Source organism: Mesorhizobium sp. RSR380A, assembly GCF_054719385.1.
This window is the reverse complement of the sequence record NZ_JBTTIB010000001.1, coordinates 5,584,930-5,610,090: the sequence shown is the minus strand read 5'-3', so window position 1 is coordinate 5,610,090 and position 25,161 is coordinate 5,584,930. Positions and strand designations below refer to the sequence as shown.

At 62.5% G+C, this 25,161-nt stretch carries 31 protein-coding genes; 13 read left to right on the top strand and 18 right to left on the bottom strand.

Annotated elements, in window-relative coordinates; translation table 11 throughout:
- Positions 1–192: 192 nt before the first annotated feature.
- Positions 193–429, bottom strand: a complete 237-nt coding sequence (locus ACYG9Z_RS27240) for an Lrp/AsnC family transcriptional regulator (protein ID WP_023670963.1) — start codon at positions 427–429, stop codon at positions 193–195.
- A gap of 68 nt (positions 430–497) precedes the next feature.
- A complete protein-coding gene (locus ACYG9Z_RS27235; protein WP_023700783.1) occupies positions 498–1,109 on the bottom strand; it encodes a DsbA family protein in 612 nt (203 codons plus the stop codon).
- Between the two features lie 193 nt (positions 1,110–1,302).
- On the opposite strand from ACYG9Z_RS27235, the gene ACYG9Z_RS27230 reads away from it, so the two are divergent.
- On the top strand, positions 1,303–1,725 hold the full coding sequence (locus tag ACYG9Z_RS27230; RefSeq protein WP_023684643.1) for a DUF4864 domain-containing protein: 423 nt from the start codon (positions 1,303–1,305) through the stop codon (positions 1,723–1,725).
- Positions 1,726–1,731: 6 nt separating this feature from the next.
- Here the strand turns inward: ACYG9Z_RS27230 and tgt are convergent, their stop codons facing one another.
- From tgt to coaD, 7 genes are all read right to left on the bottom strand, one after another.
- On the bottom strand, positions 1,732–2,862 hold the full coding sequence (gene tgt / locus ACYG9Z_RS27225; RefSeq protein ID WP_023706199.1) for a tRNA guanosine(34) transglycosylase Tgt: 1,131 nt from the start codon (positions 2,860–2,862) through the stop codon (positions 1,732–1,734).
- Entirely contained in the window at positions 2,855–3,124 is a 270-nt protein-coding gene (locus ACYG9Z_RS27220; RefSeq protein WP_023684641.1) for a hypothetical protein, read from the bottom strand. Before ACYG9Z_RS27220 ends, tgt begins: the two co-directional genes overlap by 8 nt.
- Complete coding sequence (gene queA, locus ACYG9Z_RS27215) at positions 3,114–4,202, bottom strand: tRNA preQ1(34) S-adenosylmethionine ribosyltransferase-isomerase QueA (RefSeq protein ID WP_023700784.1); 1,089 nt, start codon at positions 4,200–4,202, stop codon at positions 3,114–3,116. The genes ACYG9Z_RS27220 and queA overlap by 11 nt, the downstream gene beginning before the upstream one ends.
- A complete protein-coding gene (locus ACYG9Z_RS27210; RefSeq protein WP_023693398.1) occupies positions 4,202–4,651 on the bottom strand; it encodes a DMT family transporter in 450 nt (149 codons plus the stop codon). The genes queA and ACYG9Z_RS27210 overlap by 1 nt, the downstream gene beginning before the upstream one ends.
- A gap of 12 nt (positions 4,652–4,663) precedes the next feature.
- Positions 4,664–5,176: a peptidylprolyl isomerase gene (locus tag ACYG9Z_RS27205; protein WP_023693397.1), complete on the bottom strand. Its 513-nt coding sequence runs from the start codon at positions 5,174–5,176 to the stop codon at positions 4,664–4,666.
- Between the two features lie 43 nt (positions 5,177–5,219).
- Positions 5,220–5,714, bottom strand: coding sequence for a peptidylprolyl isomerase (locus ACYG9Z_RS27200; protein WP_245259922.1), 495 nt, complete (start codon positions 5,712–5,714; stop codon positions 5,220–5,222).
- 169 nt (positions 5,715–5,883) lie between these two features.
- Positions 5,884–6,384 (bottom strand): pantetheine-phosphate adenylyltransferase, encoded by a 501-nt coding sequence (gene coaD / locus ACYG9Z_RS27195; RefSeq protein ID WP_023670954.1) that lies wholly within the window; start codon positions 6,382–6,384, stop codon positions 5,884–5,886.
- Positions 6,385–6,578: 194 nt separating this feature from the next.
- Between coaD and ACYG9Z_RS27190 the strand changes: the two genes are divergently transcribed.
- Positions 6,579–6,725, top strand: a complete 147-nt coding sequence (locus tag ACYG9Z_RS27190; RefSeq protein WP_023670953.1) for a hypothetical protein — start codon at positions 6,579–6,581, stop codon at positions 6,723–6,725.
- Positions 6,726–6,781: 56 nt separating this feature from the next.
- Here ACYG9Z_RS27190 and gyrA read toward each other — a convergent pair whose 3' ends face one another.
- Together gyrA and ACYG9Z_RS27180 are read right to left on the bottom strand one after the other, a co-directional pair.
- A complete protein-coding gene (gyrA, locus tag ACYG9Z_RS27185) occupies positions 6,782–9,571 on the bottom strand; it encodes a DNA gyrase subunit A (RefSeq protein ID WP_023696506.1) in 2,790 nt (929 codons plus the stop codon).
- Between the two features lie 222 nt (positions 9,572–9,793).
- Entirely contained in the window at positions 9,794–10,645 is an 852-nt protein-coding gene (locus tag ACYG9Z_RS27180) for a helix-turn-helix transcriptional regulator (protein WP_023752203.1), read from the bottom strand.
- 87 nt (positions 10,646–10,732) lie between these two features.
- Between ACYG9Z_RS27180 and ACYG9Z_RS27175 the strand changes: the two genes are divergently transcribed.
- From ACYG9Z_RS27175 to ACYG9Z_RS27165, 3 genes are all read left to right on the top strand, one after another.
- Complete coding sequence (locus ACYG9Z_RS27175) at positions 10,733–11,269, top strand: hypothetical protein (RefSeq protein WP_023706193.1); 537 nt, start codon at positions 10,733–10,735, stop codon at positions 11,267–11,269.
- A gap of 34 nt (positions 11,270–11,303) precedes the next feature.
- Entirely contained in the window at positions 11,304–11,681 is a 378-nt protein-coding gene (locus ACYG9Z_RS27170) for a VOC family protein (protein ID WP_023706192.1), read from the top strand.
- Between the two features lie 106 nt (positions 11,682–11,787).
- Positions 11,788–12,417: a MarC family protein gene (locus ACYG9Z_RS27165; protein ID WP_023670949.1), complete on the top strand. Its 630-nt coding sequence runs from the start codon at positions 11,788–11,790 to the stop codon at positions 12,415–12,417.
- A 52-nt stretch (positions 12,418–12,469) separates the two neighbouring features.
- On the opposite strand, the gene ACYG9Z_RS27160 is transcribed toward ACYG9Z_RS27165, so the two are convergent.
- From ACYG9Z_RS27160 to ACYG9Z_RS27145, 4 genes are all read right to left on the bottom strand, one after another.
- Entirely contained in the window at positions 12,470–12,895 is a 426-nt protein-coding gene (locus ACYG9Z_RS27160) for an OsmC family protein (RefSeq protein WP_023706191.1), read from the bottom strand.
- A 23-nt stretch (positions 12,896–12,918) separates the two neighbouring features.
- Positions 12,919–13,317 (bottom strand): DUF2306 domain-containing protein, encoded by a 399-nt coding sequence (locus ACYG9Z_RS27155; protein ID WP_023752202.1) that lies wholly within the window; start codon positions 13,315–13,317, stop codon positions 12,919–12,921.
- Between the two features lie 37 nt (positions 13,318–13,354).
- A complete protein-coding gene (gene ssb / locus ACYG9Z_RS27150; RefSeq protein WP_023670946.1) occupies positions 13,355–13,888 on the bottom strand; it encodes a single-stranded DNA-binding protein in 534 nt (177 codons plus the stop codon).
- A gap of 210 nt (positions 13,889–14,098) precedes the next feature.
- Complete coding sequence (locus tag ACYG9Z_RS27145) at positions 14,099–14,500, bottom strand: hypothetical protein (RefSeq protein ID WP_023706189.1); 402 nt, start codon at positions 14,498–14,500, stop codon at positions 14,099–14,101.
- A gap of 65 nt (positions 14,501–14,565) precedes the next feature.
- Here ACYG9Z_RS27145 and ACYG9Z_RS27140 point away from each other — a divergent pair, with 65 nt between their 5' ends.
- The 8 genes from ACYG9Z_RS27140 (at position 14,566) to ACYG9Z_RS27105 (ending at position 22,844) form a co-directional block, all read left to right on the top strand.
- Entirely contained in the window at positions 14,566–14,877 is a 312-nt protein-coding gene (locus ACYG9Z_RS27140; protein WP_031244131.1) for an ArsR/SmtB family transcription factor, read from the top strand.
- Positions 14,874–15,341, top strand: a complete 468-nt coding sequence (locus ACYG9Z_RS27135; RefSeq protein ID WP_023752200.1) for an SRPBCC family protein — start codon at positions 14,874–14,876, stop codon at positions 15,339–15,341. The genes ACYG9Z_RS27140 and ACYG9Z_RS27135 overlap by 4 nt, the downstream gene beginning before the upstream one ends.
- A 29-nt stretch (positions 15,342–15,370) precedes the next feature.
- On the top strand, positions 15,371–15,979 hold the full coding sequence (locus ACYG9Z_RS27130) for an ATP-dependent Clp protease proteolytic subunit (RefSeq protein WP_023684630.1): 609 nt from the start codon (positions 15,371–15,373) through the stop codon (positions 15,977–15,979).
- A gap of 146 nt (positions 15,980–16,125) precedes the next feature.
- Entirely contained in the window at positions 16,126–16,347 is a 222-nt protein-coding gene (locus tag ACYG9Z_RS27125) for a hypothetical protein (RefSeq protein WP_155923853.1), read from the top strand.
- Between the two features lie 782 nt (positions 16,348–17,129).
- Positions 17,130–20,051, top strand: coding sequence for an excinuclease ABC subunit UvrA (gene uvrA / locus ACYG9Z_RS27120; protein WP_023752199.1), 2,922 nt, complete (start codon positions 17,130–17,132; stop codon positions 20,049–20,051).
- 34 nt (positions 20,052–20,085) lie between these two features.
- Positions 20,086–20,550 carry a GNAT family N-acetyltransferase gene (locus ACYG9Z_RS27115; protein ID WP_023706185.1) on the top strand — a complete coding sequence of 155 codons (465 nt, stop codon included), beginning with the start codon at positions 20,086–20,088 and terminating at the stop codon, positions 20,548–20,550.
- Positions 20,551–20,579: 29 nt separating this feature from the next.
- Positions 20,580–21,383 carry a DUF72 domain-containing protein gene (locus tag ACYG9Z_RS27110; RefSeq protein ID WP_023693383.1) on the top strand — a complete coding sequence of 268 codons (804 nt, stop codon included), beginning with the start codon at positions 20,580–20,582 and terminating at the stop codon, positions 21,381–21,383.
- Positions 21,384–21,698: 315 nt separating this feature from the next.
- Positions 21,699–22,844: a GGDEF domain-containing protein gene (locus ACYG9Z_RS27105; protein WP_023670937.1), complete on the top strand. Its 1,146-nt coding sequence runs from the start codon at positions 21,699–21,701 to the stop codon at positions 22,842–22,844.
- A gap of 92 nt (positions 22,845–22,936) precedes the next feature.
- Here the strand turns inward: ACYG9Z_RS27105 and ACYG9Z_RS27100 are convergent, their stop codons facing one another.
- The 3 genes from ACYG9Z_RS27100 to urtD all read right to left on the bottom strand — a co-directional run bounded on the left by ACYG9Z_RS27100 (position 22,937) and on the right by urtD (position 25,157).
- A complete protein-coding gene (locus tag ACYG9Z_RS27100; protein ID WP_023670936.1) occupies positions 22,937–23,113 on the bottom strand; it encodes a hypothetical protein in 177 nt (58 codons plus the stop codon).
- 532 nt (positions 23,114–23,645) lie between these two features.
- Positions 23,646–24,341 (bottom strand): urea ABC transporter ATP-binding subunit UrtE, encoded by a 696-nt coding sequence (gene urtE / locus ACYG9Z_RS27095; RefSeq protein ID WP_023706182.1) that lies wholly within the window; start codon positions 24,339–24,341, stop codon positions 23,646–23,648.
- A 69-nt stretch (positions 24,342–24,410) separates the two neighbouring features.
- Positions 24,411–25,157: an urea ABC transporter ATP-binding protein UrtD gene (gene urtD / locus ACYG9Z_RS27090; RefSeq protein WP_023696501.1), complete on the bottom strand. Its 747-nt coding sequence runs from the start codon at positions 25,155–25,157 to the stop codon at positions 24,411–24,413.
- Between the last annotated feature and the right edge of the window lie 4 nt (positions 25,158–25,161).

Sequence of the window (25,161 nt, the reverse complement as noted above, 5' to 3'; positions counted from 1 at the left end):
ATCAGTATGTTTCGACTGCCCAAAATTCGGGCAGTCGGAACGGGACCTTAATCAGGCTCTGCCTTGTCGCCGGGCAAGTGCCTGATGCGGCCATAGCAGTTCACCGTTTCATGGCAACGGAGACCTGCCATGGCTTTTTGCTTCGACGCAATTCCGGACGGAAAACCGCTTCACACTTTTCCTGGAATTGCTTTAGAAAGCGCGGAAAGTGACGACCGTGAAGGTGTCCTTGATTCCGGGAATAATCTGTACCTTCTCGTTGACGAAGTGACCAACATCTTCCTCGTCGTCGACGTAGAATTTGGCAAGCAGGTCGTAATTGCCGGCGGTCGAGTAGATTTCCGAGGCGATTTCGGCATCGGCGAGCGCGCTGGCGACCTCGTAGGACTTGCCCAGATCGCACTTTATCTGCATGAAAAACGTCTTCATTGCCGGTCCCGATCAAGCTTCAGCACACAAGCGGCCCTTGTGGCAGACTGCCGCCCGGCTTTCAAGCATCAGGCCGAGCGCGCCTTGGCGACGGCTTGTCTCAGTTCGGACACCGGCATGCCGCGCCGATACAAGTTGCCGCCGATGACCAGGGCTGGCGTGCCGCGCAGCTTGAACGCCGTCGCCTGGACTTCGGTGCGGACAAGGGCAGCGTCGATATCGGGTTCACGGATGGCGAGGTCGGCACGCACCATCGCCACATCGACACCGACGGAAGAAAGGATGTCGTTGGTGCGGCGTTCCGAAAGGCCGCGCTGGTTGGTCATCAGCGCATCGACCGCCGCGCCATAGTGTTCGCCGCTCAGCAGCGTCACCCGCGCCGCGTCGCGCGACACGTCGCCGAAGATCGGCCAGTCCTTCATCACAAGCCGAACGCCGCTGTCCTCTTCCATCAACTTCTTCAGTTCGACGAAGACGAGCTTGCAGATCGGGCACTGATAGTCGACGAATTCGGCGATGGTGACGTCGCCATCGGGGTTGCCGAGCGCTGGAATGGCGGGATCAAAGGCGACTTCCGTGACGGTCGGCCCAGTGCTTGCCCAGGCGGGCAAGGGGGCCAAAACTGCGAGGCTTGCCGCGCCCTTCAGCAAAAGGCGCCGGTCGATCGGCTGCTTGAACATGGTCGTCCCCTGGTTGCGCGAACGGGTCCCCACCCGTCCCTACGATGCGCGCCCCGCGTTAAAGGAGGCTTAAGCATGATCATGTGGCACTTGCGTGGCGAATATTGCGGTTGCTGAAACCGTGAGGCTCCGCAAAGCGTATGGTATGATGCGTCCCGGGACAGGTTTTGTTGGGGGACGATGGAGACAGGCCATGCGCCGCACCGCATTCGCAGTTGTTTCATTGCTGTTCGCGTTGTTCGTGTCGGCAGCCCTTGCCGGCGACGCCGAAGTCAAGGCCGGCCAGGCCGTCATCGATGGTCAGTTGAAGGCGCTCATCGCCAATGATGGCGCCAAGGCGTACAGTTTCGCCGCTCCAAATGTGAAGCGCATCTTTCCGACCGTCGACACCTTCATGAACATGGTGACCAACGGCTATCCGCCGGTGCGCCAGCCGCAGAGCTATTCCTTCGGCAAGGTCGAGCAGATGGGGCCAACTTCGCTAATCCAGCAAGTGCTGATCGTTGGGCCCGACGGCAAGGACTATGAGGCGGTCTACACGCTGGAACAGCAGCCCGACGGCAGCTTTCAAATCACCGGCTGCAGCTTGCGCGCAGCGAATTCGCTCAGCACCTAGATGTGCTTATAGCACCGGAATATCGCCCCTCGCCCATCCCTCTGAAATGTCTGATGTGCGCGCCTCGAAGGCCTTTGCCTCGATCGCGGCGCGAACGTCCTGCATCAGCTTCTGATAGTAAGACAGGTTGTTCCAGGTCAGAAGCATCGCGCCCAGCGCCTCCTGCGAGCGCACGAGATGATGCAGATACGCGCGTGAATAGTCGCGTGCCGCCGGGCAGTCACTCTCCTCGTCCAGCGGCCGCGGATCGTCCGCATGGCGGGCATTCCTGAGATTGACCTTGCCGCGCCTGGTATAGGCCAGGCCATGGCGGCCGGCGCGGGTCGGCATCACGCAGTCGAACATGTCGATGCCGCGCGCCACCGATTTCACGATGTCGTCCGGCGTGCCGACGCCCATGAGATATCGAGGCTTGTTGTCAGGCAATTCCGGACAGGTGATCTCCAGCATATCCAGCATCACCGCTTGCGGTTCGCCGACGGCCAGGCCGCCGACCGCATAGCCCTTCAGCTCCATCGCGCTCAGCGCCTGCGCCGAACGCACCCTGAGAGCTGCGTTGTCGCCACCCTGGACGATGCCGAACATCGCCTTGCCGGGCTGATCGCCGAACGCTGTCTTGCAGCGCTCGGCCCAGCGCAGCGACAGCTCCATCGCGCGCTCGATCTGCTTGAGGTCGGCCGGCAGCGCTGTGCATTCGTCGAGCTGCATCTGGATGTCGGAATCGAGCAGGCCCTGGATCTCGATCGAGCGCTCCGGCGACATCTCGTAGGCAGCGCCGTCAATGTGCGAGCGAAAGGTGACGCCCTTCTCGGTCAATTTTCTGAGCTTCGACAGCGACATGACCTGAAAACCGCCACTGTCGGTCAGGATCGGCTGCGGCCAGCGGGCGAATTCATGCAACCCACCAAGCCGCGCCACGCGCTCGGCGCCGGGGCGCAGCATCAGATGATAGGTATTGCCCAGGATGATGTCGGCGCCGACGCCGCGCACCTGGTCCATATACATGGCCTTGACCGTGCCGCCGGTGCCGACCGGCATGAAGGCCGGCGTGCGGATTTCGCCGCGCGGCATGGTGATGGAACCGCGCCGCGCCTTGCCGTCGGTGGCGAGGATCTTGAAGGTGAATGTCTCAGCCATTGAATTCCTTGTCATGGACAGGCGCGCCTGGCGCCTGCCTGTCGAGCGACTGGCGGTATTGGATGCAGCCGCGCATGAATTTCGGCCATGGCGGCACGGCAATCGATGGATCGGTCTTTTCCGGCAGCAGGTCCCACAGGTTGGGATGATGCCAGCATAAATCATGGCCGGTAGAATCTCGGTGCTGGCGAATGCCGGCACGCAATTTCTTCACTTCAGCGATCAGGCTCTCGCGATCAAAGGCTTGCAGATCATCGTCCATCGCTCATCTCCGCTCGATAAAGCAGGCTTGCGTCTCCATAGGAGTAGAATCTGTAACGGTTCTCGATGGCATGAGCATAGGCCGCACGCATCGTATCTAGGCCGCTGAAGGCCGAAACCAGCATGAACAGCGTCGAACGCGGCAGATGAAAGTTCGTCATCAGCAGGTCGGCGGTCTTGAACCGATAGCCCGGCGTGATGAAGATGTCGGTCGGGCCGGACCAGGCGGTCAGCGAGCCATCAGGCCGTGCCGCGCTCTCCAGCAGGCGCAGCGAGGTCGTGCCGACAGCGATGATACGCCCGCCCCGCGCCTTGGCGCCATTCAGAGCGTCGGCTGTTGCTTCGCTGACCGAGCCGGTCTCGGCATGCATCTTGTGGTCAGCGGTATCGTCCGCCTTGACCGGCAGGAAGGTGCCTGCACCGACATGCAAGGTGACGAAGCGGCGTTCGATGGCTTTAGCGTCGAGCGCCGCAAACAGCTCCGGCGTGAAATGCAGGCCTGCGGTGGGGGCAGCGACTGCGCCCTCCTCCTTGGCATAGATGGTCTGGTAATCCGTCAGGTCGCGCGCGTCGTCGTTGCGCTTGGAGGCGATATAGGGCGGCAGCGGGATGTGGCCGACGGCATGCAGCGCCTCGTCGAGAAACGGCCCCGACAGGTCGAAACCGAGCAGCACCTCGCCGGCATCGCCCTTCTCGATCACCGTGGCATCGAGCTGACCGAGGAAACAGGAATTGCCGTCATGGCCGAAATGGATGCGGTCGCCGGCGGCGATGCGCTTGCCCGGCCGCATGAAGGCCAGCCAGCGGTCCGGCGCCATGCGCATATGCAGCGTGGCGTCGACCTGCGCCTGCGCTTCGCCGCGCCGCCTTATGCCTCTCAACTGGGCAGGAATGACCTTGGTGTCGTTGAAGACCAGCACGTCGCCGGCGTTGAGCAAGGACGGCAGGTCGCCAACCGCGCGGTCCGAAAGACCCTCGCCCGGCCTGACCACGAGCATTTTTGCGCTGTCGCGCGGCTCGGCCGGGCGCAGCGCGATGCGCTCCTCCGGCAGGTCGAAGTCGAAGAGATCGACGCGCATCAGTAGAGCCGGACGAGCAGTGCTCCGGCCAAGAGCAGCACCGCGCCGGCGATGCGGCCGAGCGAAATCTCGCGCACCGCCACGCCGAGGAAGCCGACCCGATCGATCAGCATGCCGGCCAGCAGCTGGCCGGCAACCAGGAACGCCATCAGCGCGGCTGCACCGATGCGCGGCGTAAGAATGGTCGACAGGGTGACATAGAAACCGCCGAGCATGCCGCCGGCGATGAACAGCCAAGGCGCAGGCGCCTTCCAGTCGAGCGAGATGTCCTGCAGCCGCACAACGGCAATGGAGATGATACCAAGCACGATCGCGCCCGACAGGAACGAAAACGCAGCAGCCGCGACCGGGAGCCCCAGGCCGCGCGCCAGCTGCGAGTTGATCGGCGCCTGGACGGCGATGAAGGCGCCTGACAGGATGCCGAGCAGCGACCAGACCACGCCCATCATCTTCGTTTGTCCTTACCTGACGTCGGCCGCGACCTTCAGCGACACGATCTTGTCGGGATCGACCACCGGCTCGCCGCGCTTGATCTTGTCGACATTGTCCATGCCTTCGATGACCTGGCCCCAGACCGTGTACTGGCGGTTGAGGAAAGCGGCATCGTCGAAGCAGATGAAGAACTGCGAATTGGCCGAGTTCGGGTTCTGCGAACGGGCCATCGAGCAGGTGCCGCGGCCATGGTTGGCGTTGGAGAACTCAGCCTTCAGGTCCGGCTTTTCCGAGCCGCCCATGCCCGCACGCGAAGGCGCGAAGGTCGGCTTCGACGAATTGCCGAACTTCACGTCGCCGGTCTGCGCCATGAAGCCTTCGATGACGCGGTGGAAAACCACGCCGTCATAGGCGCCTTCGCGGGCCAGTTCCTTGATCCGGGCGACGTGGCCCGGGGCCAGGTCGGGGAACAGTTCGATGACGACCTTGCCCTTGGTCGTTTCCAGGATGAGCGCGTTTTCGCGGTCCTTGATCTCAGCCATGTCGGATATCCTTTATCTCAGAAAACAGAATGATTTGAGAGGTTTACTTGTCGGCGGCGATGCGTACTTTGATCATGCGGTCGGGCTCACTGACCGTGCCATTGTCCGCCTCGTTGCCCTTCTTGATCTTGTCCACCAGCTCTATGCCGCTGACGACATTGCCGACGATGGTGTACTGGCCATCGAGGTTCGGCGCCGGCGCGAACATGATGAAGAACTGCGAATTGGCGGAGTTCGGGTCCTGCGAACGGGCCATACCGAGCGTGCCGCGCTTGAAATGTTCGCTCTGCGAGAATTCCGCCGGCAGGTCGGGCAGGTCTGAACCGCCGGTGCCGACGGCCTCGGGGCTGAACCCCTTCTTCATGTTGCCGAACTTGACGTCGCCGGTCTGCGCCATAAAGCCGTTGATGACGCGGTGGAATGCGACATCGTTATAAGCCCCTTCGCGCACCAGCTTCTTGATCTGGGCGACATGCTTGGGTGCCAGGTCGGGGCGTAGCGCGACGGTGACGTCGCCGTTCTTCAAGGTGATGACCATGGTGTTTTCCGGTTCGGCGGCGAAGGCCGAAACGGATGCGGTCACGAGACCGGCAAGCACGACGAGGAACGAGGCGAGCTTTTTCAGCTGCATAAGGGATCTCCGAAGGTCTTTGTTAGGGTGCATGTCGTTGCCCCAAAAACCGGCATCCACTTTGGGGCGACATGCACTATTTCGCGAATTTGGCGGTGAGCGCACCGGCAACGGCGGCCGGTACGAAGGGACGGATGTCTCCGCCCATCGAGGCTATCTGGCGCACAAGTGTGGCGGTAATGGTGCGTACCGATGGGCTGGCGGGCAGAAAAACCGTCTGCAGTTCCGGCGCCATGGTCTCGTTCATTCCAGCCATCTGCATCTCGTAATCGAGATCGGTGCCGTCGCGCAGGCCGCGGATCATGATCGAGGCGCCATGCTTGCGGGCCGCGTCGATGACCAGCCCGTCAAAGGCGACGACCTTGATACGGTCGCCGTCGCGGCCGAATTCGGCCTTGGTCGCGGCCTCGATCAGCTTCACCCGTTCGTCGAAGGAAAACAGCGGCGTCTTGCCGGGGTGAGTGCCGATCGCCGCATAAACCGTGTCGGCGACAGCCAGCGATGCCTTCAGGACATCGAGATGGCCGTTGGTCAGCGGGTCGAAGGAGCCGGCATAAAGGGCGATGCGATCGGTCATGGGAGGTGCTTCTAGCGGGGCATTGGGCGGAAGGCAAATGCGATTGGGAACATCTGCGTGAACCTTTTCGCAGACATGAACGACAGATGAATGCCTTGATCACGAAGACTTCACGCCGCGTTCGCTAGTTTGCACTTCGGAAGATGAAACCAAAACCCGATCTAACCGTTGGATAGGCGCAGGAGAACACGCACATGCTGATCTACATGCTCGCCACCGCAATGACCGTCGCCATGCTGATCGCCACCGCATTCGGATTGCATAGCGAGGCAGAGCGCGTCCGTGTCCGCACAAAGCGGTTCGAAGGTTTCGGCGCTCGCTGGCCCCACCGTCGCCCCTGATTTATTGCTAGTTTCTTGTTTGCGCCGGCCCATCGGGCCGGCGTTGTTGCTCAAACCTATTCGGTGCTGTCCGGTACGGCATCTCCGGCGCCGGCCTCAATGACACCCTCTTCGACATCCTCGTCGGCCTGCGGCTCCGAAATCCGTTCGACCGAAACCACCTTCTCGCCTTCGGCGGTGTTGAAGATGGTCACGCCCTTGGTGGCGCGGCTGGCGAAACGGATACCGTTGACCGGCACCCGGATGACCGTGCCGCCATCCGAAACCAGCATGATCTGGTCGTCATTGCCGACCGGGAAAGTCGCCACCAGCTGGCCGATCTCGGCCACCTTCGACACGTCGGTGGCGCGGATGCCTTTGCCGCCGCGTCCGGTCAGGCGGAAATCGTAGGATGACGAGCGCTTGCCGTAGCCATATTCGGTCACCGTCAGCACATACTGCTCATGCGCCTTGAGCTCTTCGTAACGGCTGTCGGAAAGCTCGGTCTCCTCGCCAATCTCCTCATTGGTGAGTGCAATCTCTTCTTCCTCGCCGGTCACCTCGGCGGCAAGCCGCCGCTCCAGTGCTGCCCGCTTGAGGTAGGCGGAGCGTTCCGCCGGTGAAGCATCGACATGCTCGATCACCGACATGGAGATGATGCGGTCGGTCTCGGCCATGCTTATGCCGCGCACGCCGACCGAATTGCGGCTCTGGAAGACGCGCACATCGCCAACGCGGAAGCGGATGCACTGGCCGGAGCTGGCGGTCAAAAGCACATCGTCATTGTCTGTGCAGGTCTCGACGCCGAGAATCTCGTCGCCCTCCTCCTCCAGCTTCATGGCGATCTTGCCATTGCGGTTGACCTGGACGAATTCGGACAGCTTGTTGCGGCGCACGGTGCCGCGTGTGGTGGCGAACATGACGTCGAGTTCGCCCCAGCTGGTCTCGTCCTCGGGCAGCGGCATGATGGTGGTGATGCGCTCGCCCTGCTCCAGCGGCAGCATGTTGATCAGCGCCTTGCCGCGCGACTGCGGATTGCCGATTGGCAGCCGCCAGACCTTTTCCTTGTAGACGATGCCGCGCGAGGAGAAGAACAGCACCGGCGTATGCGTGTTGGCCACAAACAGCCGGGTGACGAAATCCTCTTCCTTGGTCGACATACCGGAGCGGCCCTTGCCGCCGCGGCGTTGCGCCCGGTAGAGCGACAGCGGCACGCGCTTGATGTAGCCGGAATGGCTGACGGTGACGACCATGTCCTCGCGCTGGATCAGGTCCTCGTCTTCCATGTCGGCGCCGCCGTCGGTGAGCTCGGTGCGGCGCGGCGTGCCGAACTCGTCGCGCACGGCGGCAAGCTCGTCCTTGACGATCTGCTGGATGCGGGCGCGGGACGACAGAATGTCGAGGTAATCCTTGATCTCGTCGCCGATCGTGTTCAGCTCGTCGGCGATTTCGTCACGGCCGAGCGCGGTCAGGCGCTGCAGGCGCAGTTCGAGGATTGCGCGCGCCTGTTCCTCGGAGAGGTTGTAGGTGCCATCCTCATTGATGCGATGGCGCGGATCGTCGATAAGCAGAATCAATGACTCCACGTCCCCGGAGGGCCAGCGCCGCTCCATCAACTGCTCGCGCGCCGTCTGCGGATCGGGCGCGGTGCGGATCAGCTTGATCACTTCGTCGATGTTGGCAACGGCGATGGCGAGGCCGACCAGCACGTGGGCGCGGTCGCGCGCCTTGCGCAGCAGGAATTTCGTGCGCCGGCTAATCACCTCTTCGCGGAAGCTGACAAACGCCTTCAGCATGTCGGTCAGGTTCATCACTTCCGGCTTGCCGCCGTTCAGCGCCACCATATTGGCGCCGAAGGAGGTTTGCAGCGGCGTGAAGCGGTAAAGCTGGTTGAGAATGACGTCGGCGACAGCGTCGCGCTTCAGCTCGATGACGACGCGGTAGCCCTGGCGGTCGCTTTCGTCGCGAATGTCGGAAATGCCTTCGATGCGCTTGTCGCGCACCAGCTCGGCCATTTTCTCGATCATCGAGGCCTTGTTCACCTGGTACGGGACTTCCGTGATGATGATCGATTCACGGTCGTTGCCGCGCTGCTCGACATTGACCTTGCCGCGCATGACGATGGAGCCACGACCCGTCGCATAGGCGCTGTAGATGCCGGAACGGCCGAGCACGATGCCGCCGGTCGGGAAATCGGGACCCGGAATGATCTCCATCAGCGCCGGCAAATCGATCGCCGGATTGTCGATGATGGCGATGGCGCCGTTGCAGATCTCGGCCAGATTATGCGGCGGAATATTGGTGGCCATGCCGACGGCAATGCCGCCGGAACCGTTGACCAGAAGGTTGGGGAAGCGAGCCGGCAGCACCTTCGGCTCGGTGTCGGAGGCGTCATAAGTCTCCTGGAAATCGACGGTTTCCTTGTCGATGTCCTCCAGCAGCTCATGTGCGACCTTGGTCAGCCGCGATTCGGTGTAGCGCATCGCCGCCGGCGGATCGCCGTCGATGGAGCCGAAATTACCCTGCCCGTCGATCAGCGGAACGCGCAGCGACCAGTCCTGCGCCATGCGCACTAAGGCGTCGTAGATCGAGGCGTCGCCATGCGGATGGTATTTACCCATCACGTCGGCGACCGGGCGGGCCGACTTCACATATTTGCGGTTCCAGTGATAGCCGCTCTCATGCGCCGCATAGAGAATGCGGCGGTGCACCGGCTTCAGGCCGTCGCGCACATCGGGCAGCGCACGGCTGACGATCACGCTCATGGCATAAGAGAGGTAGGAGCTCTGCATCTCCTCGATGATGGAGATGGGCTCGATGCCGGTGGGGCCGCCGTCGGCGCCGCGCGGGGGTTTTTGGTCGGTCAAATCGGATCACAATCTAATCAGGAATCATTGACCGCTTATATAGGAAGCACGGCCGAAACTCCAATATTCGTGGTGCTTTTCCAATGACGATTTCAGCGGTAAATTCAAATGGATACCTCTGATTGCGACGATTTGGCCATAACGCATTCGCCGCCGCCAGGGGCAAAAGCCTGCGAAGGACAGTTTTCCAAGCCAGAACGTATCAGGAGGCAGGCGGACGCATTAGCGGGTAGCCACCCGCCGGGCGCGATAGTCGCCGGGCGTTTCGCCCATGACGCGCCGGAAACGGCGGTTGAACGTCGACAAATCGTTGAAACCGGCCTCGAAGGCGATTGCCGAGATGGCATCGCCTGACATGCGCAGCCGCACCGCCGCGCGGTGCAGCCGGGTTCTCAGCAGAAACTGATAGGGCGTCATGCCGGCGACCTGCCGGAAGGTGCGCAGGAAATGATACGGGCTGGTCGCCGTCGCGCAGGCAAGCTCGGAAAGCGAGACCGGCCTGTCGGCATTGAGCTCGATCTGCCGCACCGCCTCGGCAACCCGTTTCTGGTCGCGGCGGCTCGGCGGTCGAACGCCAGGCACCGCATCGCTGGCGACGGGCAGTGCTGCGCCGGCAACTGCCAGTGCTGCACCGGCAATTCGCAGGCCAAGCTCTTCAAAGGCGTCGATGTCGACCATCTCGCGCGCCGCTTCCGCCTCGGCCAGCAGCGATGCGAGCGCCGGCAAAGGCGGCATATGCGGCACGCCGAAGGCGAGCTTGCTCGCGCCGGGCACGTCGCTGGCGATGCGGTCGAGATAGGCCGGAGCGAAGTGGAAGGACAGGCAACGGTCGCCGGCGCCATGCTCATGCCCGCATTCATAGCAGGCGCCGACATTGCCGAGCAGGATTGCGCCCGGCGCCAGCATGGCGGCGCCTTGCCTGGTGCGGTAGCGGAAGGTGCCGCTGGTGACAGCGGCAACGCAGAAGGTGTCGTGCGCCTCCTCGAACGGGCGGTCGCCGGCGCCGGCCGTGCACAGCACGTCGGACACATGCCAGCCCTGCCCCGATGCCAGGTTTTGTTCGCTCGTCGTCATGGCTTGAAAGATAGCAATTTTTCCCAAGCGCGACACCCTGCCGGGGCCTATCGCTTGCAGCCTCCTGACACAACGAAGGCAGCAAGTATGATCGGTACATCCTCCTTTGCCGAAGCGCTCCACAGCGACGGCCCCAACCCCGGTCTGGCTGACAAGCTTGATCTCTACGGCCGCTTCGTCGGCGCCTGGACATTCGATGCCACGCGCCATCTCGAGGACGGCACGGTTCTCACCGGACGCGGCGAGGTGCATTTCGGCTGGGTCCTGGAAGGCAGGGCGATCCAGGATGTATGGATCCTGCCCGCGCGGGATGCCGGCCCCTCGCCTTCTCTCGGCAAATGGACTTTCTATGGCACAACGCTGCGGGCCTATGATCCCGGCTCGGATGCCTGGCACATCTTCTGGAGCGACCCGCGCAACCAATACTACAGCCGCCAGCTTGGTCGCGCCGAAGGCGACACGATTGTGCAGGTCGGCGCCGACGGCACTGGTTCCTCGGTCCGCTGGAGCTTTTCGCGCATCACGAAAGACAGCTTCCGCTGGCTCGGCGAGCGTTCGCACGACGATGGCAAGACATGGCGTCTCGAAGTCGAGTTCCTGGCGCGCCGCGTCGCCCACGACTGATGACGCAACATATTGCAAAAAGGTGACCAAAAGCATGCTTGACCATGTCTCGATCGGCGTCCGCGACACCAACGTTTCGAAGCCCTTCTACGATGCCGCGCTAAAGCCGCTCGGTTATTCCTGCCTCAGCCAGTCGCCAGGCTCACTGGGTTATGGTGCGCAAGCCGTCGCGCTGTGGGTGAACGACGCGGAGCGGCCAGTGCCATCGGACGAGAAGTCCGGTCTGCATTTCTGCTTTGCCGCGCCGACGAGGCAGAGTGTCGTCGCCTTCCATGCCGCCGCCTTGCGTGCAGGCGGCAGCGACAATGGCGCGCCGGGCCTGCGCGCCGACTATGGCGAGGACTATTACGCTGCCTTCATCGTCGATCCCGACGGCTATCGCCTGGAGGCCTATTGCAACGCTGCCGCCTAACATAGCCGGCGTCTCCGGTATCGCCATCTCAGACGGTTCCCACCGGCCAGGCTTTGCTCTACCACTATCGTGGCGCAGGGGTCCGGCCCGGCGGGAGGGGTCAGCGATGCCGAGTTTCGACAGCCTGTTCAACGCCTTCGTCACCATTCTGGTGACCATCGACCCGCCAGGTCTCGCGCCGCTCTTCCTCGCGGTGACACGCGGCATGAACCGCGAGGAACGTCAGCAGGTTTCGGTGCGCGCCTCGATCATCGGCTTCCTGGTGATGGCGCTGTTTGCGGTGGCCGGGGCGTCCATCCTGTCGGTGTTCGGCATCACGTTGCCGGCTTTCCGCGTCGCCGGCGGGTTTTTGCTGTTCTTCATCGCGTTCGAAATGGTGTTTGAGCGCCGCCAGGACCGCAAGGAGAAGATCGGCGACGTCGCCATCACCAAGGACATGATCCACAACATCGCGGCCTTCCCGCTGGCGATCCCGCTGATCGCCGGCCCCGGTGCGATTTCGGCGACTGTGCTACTGTCGGGCTCTTTTCAGGGTTTTGCAGCACAAGCGGCGCTGGTCGGCATCATCTTCGTCTGCCTTGCCATCACCTATCTGGTGTTCGTGCTGTCGGAGCGCATCGACCGCATCCTCGGCCAGACCGGCCGCTCGATCCTCACCCGCCTGCTCGGCGTCATCCTGGCCGCGCTTGCGGTTCAGTTCGTCGCGGATGGGATCAAGGCGCTGATGGCGGGGTGAACGGCAGCCCCTGCTCCCTGCTCCCTGCTCCCTGCTCCCTGCTCCCTGCTCCCTACTCCACTGCCGTATCGACGACCTCGAAATCGTGGGTGATGACAGCCGTCTTGGCCAGCATGGCCGAGGCCGAGCAGTATTTCTCGATCGACAGGTTGATGGCGCGCTGGACCTTGTCGCGCGACAGCGCGTGGCCCGTGACGATGAAATGCATGTGGATGCGGGTGAAGACTTTGGGGTCGGTTTCGGCCCGGTCGGCGTCGAGTTCTACAACACAGTCCTCGATCGCCTCGCGGCCTTTTTCGAGGATGTGGACGACATCATAGGCCGAGCAGCCGCCGGTGCCGATCAGCACCAGCTCCATCGGGCTCGGACCTGGCGTCTTGCCTTCCGGCCCGGGGGCGGTCCCCAGCACCAGTTTGTGGCCGCTGCCGGACTCGCCGACGAAGGTGCGCTCCTCGACCCATTTAATCCGTGCTTTCACGGCAATCTTCCTTTCAGAAAGCGTCACTGGCCGAAGACGACCGTGTGCATGATCCGCCCCGGCAGCAGCGTGAACACGCCGGCGCCGATCAGGGCGAAAACATACAGCGATATCATGACCCTGCGATGTTTCGCGACCCGATGCATATGCGCGTGCCAGACCGCCAGCGGCACGGCGATCAACACTAAAATCGACAAGAGATGGATCGGGCTGAACGGACCGACGAGGCGTATCTGCTGGATCCAGAAACTGGAGATGGCGACGACCAGCATCAGCGCCGCCCAAGTATAGCCGACGACACGATGACGCGTCGTGCCTTTCGGCAGCGCCAGTTGCGTAGCGCCAATGGCCAGCGCGGCAAGGGCCGCGAAGGCGTGCCATGGAATGGGAGGGCGCGCCGATAGAAGCGGTCCGAGCGACATCGCGCCCTCTCCTCAGATATCGCTAACTACCGTCAGCTCAGAACGGGATTTCGTCGTCCAGTTCGCGCGACGAGCCGCCGCCACCGCCGCCCTTGGAACCGCCGCCACCGCTATTGCCGCCGCGGTTGAAGCTCTCATTGGGGCCAGACTGGCCGAAATCCGAGCCACGGCTCGCGCCGCCGCCGCCGGCATAGTTGCCGACCTGACCGCCGCCCTCGCCGCGAGAATCGAGCATCTGCAGCTCGCCGCGGAATTTCTGCAGCACGACTTCGGTCGTGTACTTGTCGGCGCCGGTCTGGTCTTGCCATTTGCGTGTCTGCAGCTGGCCTTCGACGTAAACCTTCATGCCCTTCTTCAGGTACTGCTCGGCGACCTTGGCGATCTGGTCATTGAAAATGACCACGTTGTGCCATTCGGTCTTTTCCTTGCGCTCGCCGGAGTTCTTGTCGCGCCAGCTTTCCGACGTGGCGATGCGGATGTTGACGACCGGATCACCGGAATTCAGGCGGCGGATTTCAGGGTCCGCGCCGAGGTTACCGACCAGAATGACCTTGTTGACGCTACCCGCCATGACACTTCTCCGTGCTCATCCGAAACAAATTTCAAGTCGTTCACCTTACAGGCCGCGCACAATCCTGGCTTGCCGCGGCTGGCTTTTCCCACAAGGTTTTTGTTCCCTTTTCGTTCCTATACTGTTAACCACGGATTGTCAAGGAATGGCAGCAATCGCCGACGCGGGCGCGTGGATTTAGCTGACACGCAGGGGCGAGAAGCGGTGTCGTCAGCGCCGTTTTTTAGCTGGCCGCAACGGACCGAAAAAGCCGCTCCACTCCATGCCCATGCCATGGGCGCGCTGTGCGATCACGGTTGGCGCCGACATCAGCCCGACTGCAGGTTCAGATTTCAGAGCCGGGTCATTCAGCAATTTCCCGATCGCGCGCCCGTGCCACCACACCTGAGCGACGAGCGCCGCTACCACCGCGATCAGGCCCCAGGTCCCCAATCCTTCGCCGAAGATGTAAATCCCGTGTGGCGGCGATAGCGCCGTACCCAGCTTGGCCAACAAGATCACGGCCACGAAACCGATGACGGCGATCGCTCCTATACCGAGTACGAGGCGGCGATAGAGCCTCAGAGCCTCGTTGAGGTTCTCGGCGGACGAAAGATCGACGTTGGAATTCATAAATACTACTCCTGCCTCGCGATGATCGGCCCATCTTGTTCCCCACGGCTTAGAGGCCCGGCAGGATCGAAGCAGAGATTTTTCGCGCCCTGGCCGACCCGACGCGACGCGCCGTCTACGAGCGGCTGACCGCCGGCGAGATGAGCGTGTCGGAGTTGCGCACTGGCATGAGCGTGTCGCAGCCGGCGGTGTCGCAGCACCTTGCCGTGCTGCGCGGCGCAGGCCTGGTCAGCGAAAGACGCGCCGGCCGCAACGCCTACTATCGCGCCGATCCGCAAGGGCTCGAGCCGCTGCTCGGCTGGATCGAACGCTACCGCGCATTCTGGCCGGAGCGCATCGAAAGACTGAAGGCCGTTTTGAAGGACATGGACCAATGACCGACGAAAAGCAGACGCAGACCGCCAAAGATGCCCTCGCCTTCGAATGCGATCTGCCGGACGCACCGGAAAAAGTGTGGCGGGCACTGACCGTGCCGGACCTCTTGGCGGAATGGATGATGCCGAACGACATCAAGCCGGAAACCGGCAGCCGCTTTGCCTTTGCCGGGCCTGAGAAGCCGATCGAGTGCGAAGTGCTCGATGCCGAACCGGGGCGCCTGCTGCGCTATTCCTGGCGCGAGCGTTCCGGCGACGCCGACCGCGAGGAGCTGGAGAGCATCGTCACCTTCACACTCGCCCGCACCGTTTCCGGCGGCACGCATCTGCGCATCGTCCATGACGGGTTTGTCCTGACGCCTGCGGTCGCGATGGCCGGCGCCGGCTGCCGGCTCTGGCTGCGCGCATACAAGCCCAAGCGGCCTGTCGCCGCCAACGCGCCACGCCTGTTGCTGCGCGCCGCCTGAACCGGAAAAATCAAAACGGAGACAATGAGATGAGCGGCTTTGCCAATCTGGTGCCGATGGTGATCGAGCAATCGAGCCGCGGCGAACGCGCCTTCGACATTTTCTCGCGGCTGCTGCGCGAGCGCATCATCTTCGTCAATGGCGAGATCAATGACGGCATGTCGGCGCTGGTCTGCGCCCAGCTCCTGTCGCTGGAATCGGACAATCCCGACAAGGAGATCTCGCTCTACATCAACTCGCCGGGCGGCGTGGTGACCAGCGGTTTCGCCATCTACGACACGATGCAATATGTCAGCTGCCCGGTGTCGACCGTGTGCATGGGCTTTGCCGCGTCGATGGCCTCCTTCCTGCTGATGGCGGGAACGCCGGGGCGGCGCATCGCGCTGCCCAATGCCAGCATCGTGCTGCATCAGCCTTTGGGTGGCTTCCAGGGCCAGGCCTCCGACATCCAGCGTCACGCCGAAGGCATTTTGCGCACCAAGCGGCACATGGCCGACCTCTACGCTCACCATTGCGGCCGCACCCACGAAGAGGTCGAACGCACGCTCGACCGCGATTTCTTCATGACCGCGAAGGAGGCCAAGGACTGGGGCCTCGTCGACCACGTCTTCGACACCCGCAAGCAGGCAGCGGCCTGATCGGCGGATTGAATGCAGGCCGGTGTTCCCTCAATTTCAACGCCGCTGGTCTGGCCTCGCCTTGAGCGCGGCACTATAGTCTTGCCATGCGCTACCACCTGAACAGACTGACCATAGCCATTGCCATCACGGCGGCGACATCGAGCATGGCCTTTGCCGGGGGCAGCACCAGCACGTCGCGGAAAGGCGCTCTGCCCGGCGTGACCGGCGACTACCGCATCGCCAAGCCCGCGCCGCAGCCGGAGCCGGACGACGCGCTGTCTGCCGGCGAGAACGGCACGTTCAAGATCGGCGACACCGATGTCAGGATTTCCGGCAGCATCACTGTCGATGTCGGCACGGGTGGGATCAAGCCGCCGCGCCGGTAGCCCCTTCTCCCAGCTACTATACGGGAGAGAAAGCCTGCGCCGACGACTTCCTCGCAAAAGAACAGCCCCGCCGTTGCTTCCGCTAACGGTCGGGGCTTTTTTTGGATTCCAAATCCAAACTGCCGGTAGTGTTATACCGACTTTGATTTCGGATGCTCGCGGCATTCAGCCGACGATCCGACTAGCCGTCTCTGATTTTTGTGGGATTCGGCAGGTCACGGTTTGTCTGGTGGTTTGTTGGACTGACGCGATGCGTTCGTTTGGACGCATACACTCCAATGCCTTGAAACTACCTGGCACTTATGCCCGCCGCGGCTCCACTAGCAGGTGGAGCCTCAAGGGACTATCCGGTGGCGTCATGCTCCGCTCCTATGTCCGTTGCGACTGGTGTCAATCCGAAGCACAAATCGCAAAAACCTGCGGCGTCTCGCAGGCCGCTATGGGCGGCGAGGCCATCAAAGACGGCCGGCTCCGTTGACTCCGGCAGAGTGCGCCCCTGATTCGACGGCGTCAACCTTGAATAGCCGGTTACGGAAAATGTGATCGCCGGGAGCTTACGTCAGGGTCAGTTTCTGAAACACCCTTGTCAGTTTCTGCACAGCTTTGTCAGGAGCGTGTTCGGTCTTTGTTCTTTCCGCTTGCCCGTTCGCGCGAAAGACGGTTAAACGGCTTTGGTCGAGAAGTGTGGCGTCTCTCGACGTGGCGGCAAAAATACCTACATAGGGAATGGCCGGGAAAACCCGCCGATCCCACTGACACCAGACCTGAGGCGGCGACCGGCGATGGCCGACCAAAAATACCTTTCCATTCGCGGGGCACGCGAACACAACCTGAAGAATGTCGATCTCGACCTGCCGCGTGACAGCCTGATCGTCATGACCGGCCTGTCGGGCTCCGGCAAATCGTCGCTTGCTTTCGACACCATCTATGCCGAGGGCCAGCGCCGTTACGTCGAGAGCCTGTCGGCCTATGCGCGCCAGTTCCTCGAAATGATGCAGAAGCCGGATGTCGACCAGATCGACGGCCTGTCGCCGGCCATCTCGATCGAGCAGAAGACCACGTCGAAGAACCCGCGTTCGACGGTCGGCACCGTCACCGAGATCTACGACTACATGCGCTTGCTGTTCGCGCGCGTCGGCATCCCCTATTCGCCGGCGACCGGCCTGCCGATCGAGAGCCAGACGGTTTCACAGATGGTCGACCGGGTGCTGGCGGTCGAGGAAGGCACGCGCCTTTTCCTGCTGGCGCCGATCGTGCGCGGCCGCAAGGGTGAGTATCGCAAGGAACTGCTGGAGCTGCAGAAGAAGGGCTTTCAGCGCATCAAGGTCGACGGCGTCTTCTATGAGATCGCCGATGTGCCGGCGTTGGACAAGAAGTACAAGCACGACATCGATGTCGTCGTCGACCGCATCGTCGTGCGCGGCGACCTGGCGACACGGCTTGCCGATTCCATCGAAACGGCGCTCAAGCTGGCGGAAGGGCTGGCGGTGGCCGAGTTCGCCGACCGGCCGCTCGACGCCAGCCAGACCGGCGAGGACTCGGTCAACAAATCGAAGAACGAGACGCATGAGCGCATCCTGTTCTCGGAAAAATTCGCCTGCCCGGTTTCCGGCTTCACCATTCCGGAGATCGAGCCCAGGCTGTTCTCGTTCAACAACCCGTTCGGCGCCTGCCCGACCTGCGACGGCCTCGGCAATCAGCGCGCCATCGACGCCAGCCTGATCGTGCCGGACGAAAACGTCTCGCTGCGCGACGGCGCCGTCAGCCCGTGGGCGAAATCGACCTCACCCTATTACGCGCAGACGCTGGAAGCGCTGGGCAAGGCCTACGGCTTCAAGCTCGGCGACAAGTTCAAAGACCTGACCGAAGAGGCAAAGGATGCCGTCCTGCGTGGCACCGGCGAGCGCGAGGTCACCTTCCAATATGATGACGGCCTGCGCTCCTACAAGACCACCAAGACGTTCGAGGGCGTCATTCCCAATCTCGAACGGCGGTGGAAGGAAACCGAATCCGCCTGGATGCGCGAGGAGATCGAGCGCTTCATGTCGGCGACGCCCTGCCCGGTCTGCAAGGGATACCGGCTGAAGCCGGAAGCGCTGGCGGTGAAGATCGCCGGCAAGCATATCGGCGAAGTCACAGAGCTGTCGATCCGCAAGGCCGACCAGTGGTTCACCGAACTGCCGCCACATCTCAACGACCAGCAGAACGAGATCGCGGTGCGCGTTCTCAAGGAAATCCGTGACCGCCTGCGCTTCCTCAACGATGTCGGCCTCGACTATCTGACGCTGTCGCGCAATTCCGGCACGCTGTCGGGCGGCGAGAGCCAGCGCATCCGTCTGGCCTCGCAGATCGGCTCCGGCCTCACCGGCGTGCTCTATGTGCTGGACGAGCCGTCGATCGGCCTGCACCAACGCGACAATGCCCGCCTGCTCGACACGCTCAAGCATCTGCGCGACATCGGCAACACGGTGATCGTCGTCGAGCATGACGAAGACGCCATCCTGCATGCCGACTACGTCGTCGACATGGGTCCGGCCGCCGGCATCCATGGCGGCGAGATCATCGCACAGGGCACGCCGCAGCAGGTGATGGCCAATCCTAATTCGATCACCGGTAAATATCTGTCGGGCGCGCTCGAAGTCGCCACGCCCGGTGTCAGGCGCGAGGCCAAGAAGAACCGCCGGCTGAAGATCGTCGGCGCGCGCGGCAACAATCTCAAGAACGTCACTGCCGAAATCCCGCTCGGCACTTTTACCGCCGTCACCGGCGTGTCTGGCGGCGGCAAATCGACCTTCCTGATCGAGACGCTGTTCAAGGCGGCGTCGCGCCGCATCATGGGCTCGCGCGAGCATCCGGCCGATCACGACCGCATCGAGGGCCTCGAATTCCTCGACAAGGTCATCGACATCGACCAGTCGCCGATCGGCCGCACACCGCGTTCGAACCCGGCCACCTACACCGGCGCCTTCACACCGATCCGCGACTGGTTCGCTGGCCTGCCCGAAGCCAAGGCCCGCGGCTACCAGCCGGGGCGCTTCTCCTTCAACGTCAAGGGCGGCCGCTGCGAAGCCTGCCAGGGCGACGGCGTCATCAAGATCGAGATGCACTTCTTGCCCGACGTCTATGTCACCTGCGACGTCTGCCATGGCAAGCGCTACAACCGTGAGACGCTGGATGTCGTGTTCAAGGGCAAGTCGATCGCCGACGTCCTGGACATGACGGTCGAGGAAGGTGTCGATTTCTTTGCCGCCGTGCCCGGCGTGCGCGACAAGCTCGACACACTGAAGCAGGTCGGCCTCGGCTACATCCATATCGGCCAGCAGGCGACGACGTTGTCGGGCGGCGAGGCGCAGCGCATCAAGCTCGCCAAGGAATTGTCGCGCAAGGCGACCGGCAAGACGCTCTACATCCTCGACGAGCCGACCACCGGCCTGCACTTCCACGACGTCGCCAAGTTGCTGGAAGTGCTTCACGAACTGGTCGACCAGGGCAACACGGTGGTGGTCATCGAGCACAATCTCGAAGTCATCAAGACCGCCGACTGGGTGCTCGACCTCGGCCCCGAAGGCGGCGATGGCGGTGGCGAACTGGTGGCACAGGGCACACCGGAAGCCATCGTGCGCGAAAAGCGCAGCTACACCGGCCAGTTCCTGAAGGAGCTTTTGGAGCGGCGGCCCGGAGGCAAGCGCGAAGCGGCGGAGTAACTGACAGACCGGTCGGGCGCCTGGAGAGCTTTGAATGACAGTCCGACAGGCGCTTGCCGGTGATCTCGACGCAGTCGTCTCGCTGACGCAGACCGCCTATGAGCACTACACCCCCCTGTTAGGCGCGCCGCCGCTCCCAGTCACCGAGGACTATGCGCCACGCATCGAGCGTGGCGAGGTCTGGCTCTTGGAGAGCGGCGCGGAACTCGCCGGGCTGATCGTTATTGAGCGCCATCCCGATCATGCGATGATCTTCAGCGTCGCGGTCTCCCCCGCTTTCCAGGGCAGGAAACTCGGCACCGCGCTGCTCGACTTCGCCCAGGAACAGGCGCGGCTATGGGGTGTGCCGGAGGTGCGGCTCTACACCAATTCGCGCATGGAGCGGAACATCGAGATCTATACGGCCTATGGCTTCCACGAAACGGGCCGCCGAGCCAATCCCCACCGTCCCGGATGGACCGTGGTCGACATGATCAAACCGGTTGGAAAAATAGCCTGACCGCATTTTTAGGAACTGGGAGGAAGACGATGATCAGCCAAGGAACAATCCGCGCCGGGATGGGCGGCTGGACTTTCGAACCCTGGGATACGTCCTTCTACCCGGACAAGCTTTCCAAGGCCAAACAGCTGAGTTACGCCACCCGCCAGGTACCGAGCATCGAGGTCAACGGCACCTACTATTCCAGCTTCAAGGAGCCGACCTTCGTCAAATGGGCGGGCGAGGCGCCGGACGGTTTCGTCTATTCGCTGAAGGGCAATCGCTTCGTCACCAACCGCCGCGTGCTTGGCGAAGCCGGCGAGTCCATGACGCGCTTCCTCGGCTCCGGCATTGCCGCGCTGGGCGACAAGCTGGGCCCGATCCTGTGGCAGTTCGCGCCGACGAAAAAGTTCGACGCCGACGATTTCGAGGCCTTCCTGAAGCTGCTGCCGGAAAAGCAGGATGGCGTGGCGCTGCGCCATGCGCTGGAAGTGCGCAACGACAGTTTCAGCGTGCCGGAATTTGTGGGCCTGGCGCGCAAATACAAGGCGGCAATCGTCTATGCCGACCATGCCAAATATCCTGGTATCGCCGACATCACCGGCGATTTTATCTATGCGCGGCTGCAGACCGGCAGCGACGACAATCCGGATTGCTATACGCCGAATGGCCTGGACGAATGGGCAGCGCGGGTGAAGACCTGGGCGCAAGGCAAGCAGCCGGCCGATCTGCGGCGCGCCGATCCGACTTTCGACGCGCCGGTGAAACCGCGCGATGTGTTCGTCTACTTCATCACCGAGGGCAAGGTGCGCGCGCCGTTCGGCGCCATGGCGCTGATGAAGCGGGTGAGCTGATCGGTTAAAGCGCGTCGCGCTGAAACGGATTCATACGACGCGATTTAAGTCTTTGTCTTGATGCATGCCGTTGTCCCAGAACCGCGGCACACTTCTGGGCGACATGCATTAGGAGCAATTCCAGGAAAAGTGTGGAACGGTTTTCCCGGGAAAGCGGTCAGCGCTTTCCCTTGAAAAGGGTTTCAACCCAGAATTGCTACGATGAACCGAAGCGTGATAGCTTATGCGCATCGTAACCTTATCGATACCTCCATCCTGCATAAATCCGGTGCGGGTCCTTTCTAGAGGCCGGCCGCCGCGCGCAAGGACGAGGGCATGTCGCTCGACTACAGTTCCCTTCTGTTGGCTGTCGGGTTTTCCGCCGCTTGCCTCGGCCTGACGCTGTTCGGCATTTGGCTTACCGCGCGCTCGGAAAAATTCCTGCTGACCTGGGCGGTCAGCGTGCTTCTGATCGTCGCCGACGTCTTCGCCTACCAGGCCTATATCGACGCGCCCGGACGCCTGCTCGGCCTCGCCAGCTTCACGTTCCTGCTGCTCGGCTTCGCGACCATGCTGGGCGCGGCCCATCAGTTCACGACCGGCCGCTCGCCATTGCCGCGCATCGCTGTCGGCGCCGGCGTCTCGCTGGCAGTCGCCTTGCCGCCGATGGCGCTTGGCTATGACGGGCTGGGCTTCATGCTGGAGAATGCCTTCGCCGCGCTGCTTTTGTTTGCGACGGCCTATGAATACTGGAAGGGTCGTACGGAATTCCCGGCCCCGATCCTCGGCATTGCAGGGCTCTACACCGCCACCGCAATTTCCTTCGTGCTGTGCTCCGGTGCACTTGTCTGGGATGGCAGGCTGGTGCTTGGCCATGCGCCGAGCAACTGGGCCGAGGATTTCAGCCTCATCGTCGTCATCGCCTGCATGACCGGCATCGGCGCGCTCTCGCTGGCGCTCAACCAGGGACGCCTGGCGCAGCATCATCGCCGCGAAGCGCTGACCGATCCGCTGACCGGACTGCTCAACCGGCGCGCTTTGTTCGACCTGCACGGCAAAACACCGGTCCGGTCCTTCACCGCCGTGATCGTGTTCGATCTCGACGGCTTCAAGGCCATAAATGACGAGTTCGGCCATGCCACCGGCGACGAGGTGCTGAAACTATTCGCCAAGGATTTGACCGCCAATCTCCAGCCAGGCGATGTCGCCGCGCGCATGGGCGGAGAGGAATTTGCATTGGTGCTCGATCGCACCTTGCCTGAAAAGGTGGAATTCATAGCCGAGCGCATCCGGGCCAGTTTTGCCATGCGCCGGATCGATACCGAGACCCGCCTGCTCTCCTGCACGGTCAGCGCCGGCTACGCCTTCGGCAGCGAGGGCGGCACCAAATTCGACAAGGTGCTCAGCGCCGCCGACAAGGCGCTTTACGGCGCCAAGCGCGGCGGCCGCAACCGTGTGCTCGCCTTCCGGCGCGCCGGGTAGGCTGGGCTGATATTCAGCCGGCCTGAACCTCACCACACGTAACACAACACCCCAAAGCGCGTCGCATGAGGCCGTTCAGGCGCGACGCGCTTTTAGGCCGCTATGACGATCTCGTTGTAAGTGTCGAGGTCGACGTAGAAAACCTTGGTGATTTCGCCGATCAGCTCATCCTGCTGGTAGCCTTGCGAGCGCAGAATGTTGATGGCGGTGATGATGTCGACACGCTCTGTCAGCCGTCGTTTCTGGTGATCCTCGACGAACCGTTCCATAGCCCTATTCTCCTGGCAAGATTATCTGAACGCATTGACCGACAATCAGAACTGCGAGGGAAGCTAGGGTGGCTTGCTTGCGTGGAACTTGCAGGCTGAGCCAGCATATTCCCTCGACCTGCTACAGAACCAGACTGATACGGAAGCGGCCGACTCACCGAGGCCTAGGAAAGACTAGCATGCAGTTTTCGGCGTGCCAGAGTGTGGCGGCCTCGGACGAAAGTCCGACGCAACGGGCGCGGACCTTCGCGACTTCATCATCCTTGGGCGTAGCGACGCGAAGCGGAGCGAAGACCCAGGGATCCATGCCGGGACGAAGAAGCGTCATTAACGGTGCAGAATGTGGAATGGCCAATGTGCCGCAGAAGCGATCTTGTTCTGCATCGCGGCACTCTTTGGCTGATGTCGCGGCATGGATTCTGGGGTCTGCGCGCGTCGCTCCGCTCCTTGGCTCCGCCCTAGAATGACGAAGTGATTGTGGGCATTTCAGCCAATCTTCGACGTGTACGATCCGTGCAGCCGTCGACCTGCGTTAAACCGTCAGAAACTTCCTGACGTCCGCCCGGTCGAGATCTTCGGCCGGGCCGGTGTGGACGATCTGGCCGCGGTCCATGATGTTGACCTCGTCAGCGAGCTCGCGGCAGAAATCCAGATATTGCTCGACCAGAAGCACCGCAATGCCGGCCTGATCGCGCAAATAGTGGATGGCGCGGCCGATGTCCTTGATGATCGAGGGCTGGATGCCTTCGGTCGGCTCGTCGAGCACCAGCAGTTTCGGCCGCATGACGAGCGCCCGGCCGATGGCGAGCTGCTGCTGCTGGCCGCCTGAGAGATCGCCGCCGCGCCGCCCCAGCATCTGCTTCAGCACCGGAAACAGTTCGAAGACATGCGCCGGCACGTTGCGGTCGGCGCGCTTCAACGGCGCAAAGCCGGACTCCAGGTTTTCGCGCACCGTCAGCAGCGGAAAGATCTCCCTGCCCTGCGGTACGAATGCGATGCCCGACCGGGCGCGATCATACGCCGCGCTCCGGTCGAGCGCCTTCCCCTCGAAGGCAACGCTTCCGCTCGTCAGCCGGTGGTGGCCGACGATCGATCTCATCAAACTGGTCTTGCCGACGCCGTTGCGGCCGAGCACGCAGGTGATCTTGCCGGCACCCGCCGTCAGCGACACACCGCGCAACGCCTGAGCAGCGCCGTAATGGAGCGTGGCGTTGGAAACTTCGAGCATGTCAGCGCCTTCTCCAGAAGCGGAGGAACGAAAAGTCGAAGCGATGGAATTGCACCCGCCAGACCATGCTCATCTCCCGAGATAAACTTCGACGACCCGCTCGTCGGCCGAGACGAAATCGAGCGAGCCTTCCGACAGCACCGAGCCCTCATGCAGGCAGGTGACCTTGACGCCGAGTTCGCGCACGAAATGCATGTCGTGCTCGACGACGATGACCGAATGGTCGCGCGCTATGTCCTTGAGCAGCCGCGCGGTTTCCTCGGTCTCGGCATCGGTCATCCCTGCGACCGGCTCGTCAACCAAAAGCAGCTTCGGGTCCTGCGCCAGCAGCATGCCGATCTCCAGCCACTGTTTCTGGCCATGGCTGAGATTGGCTGCCAGATCGTGGCGCTTGTCGCCCAGCCGGATGATGCCGAGGATGTCGTCGATCTGTCTGGCTTCGGCGGCCGAGCGGCGATGGAACAGCGCCGGAAAGATCGAGCGCGGGCCCTTCAGCGCCAGCATCAGATTGTCTTCGACGCTGTGGCTTTCGAAGACGGTCGGCTTCTGGAATTTGCGGCCGATGCCCATCATGGCGATCTCCGCCTCGTCGTGCCGGGTCAGATCGACCTGGCCGTCGAAGAACACTTCGCCCTCGTCGGGCCGGGTCTTGCCGGTGACGATGTCCATCATCGTCGTCTTGCCGGCGCCGTTGGGACCGATGATGGCGCGCATCTCGCCCTTGTCGAGCACCAGCGACAGATTGTTGATGGCGCGGAAACCGTCGAAGGAGACCGAGACGCCGTCGAGATAGAGGATGGTGTTGGACTTCGACATCGCT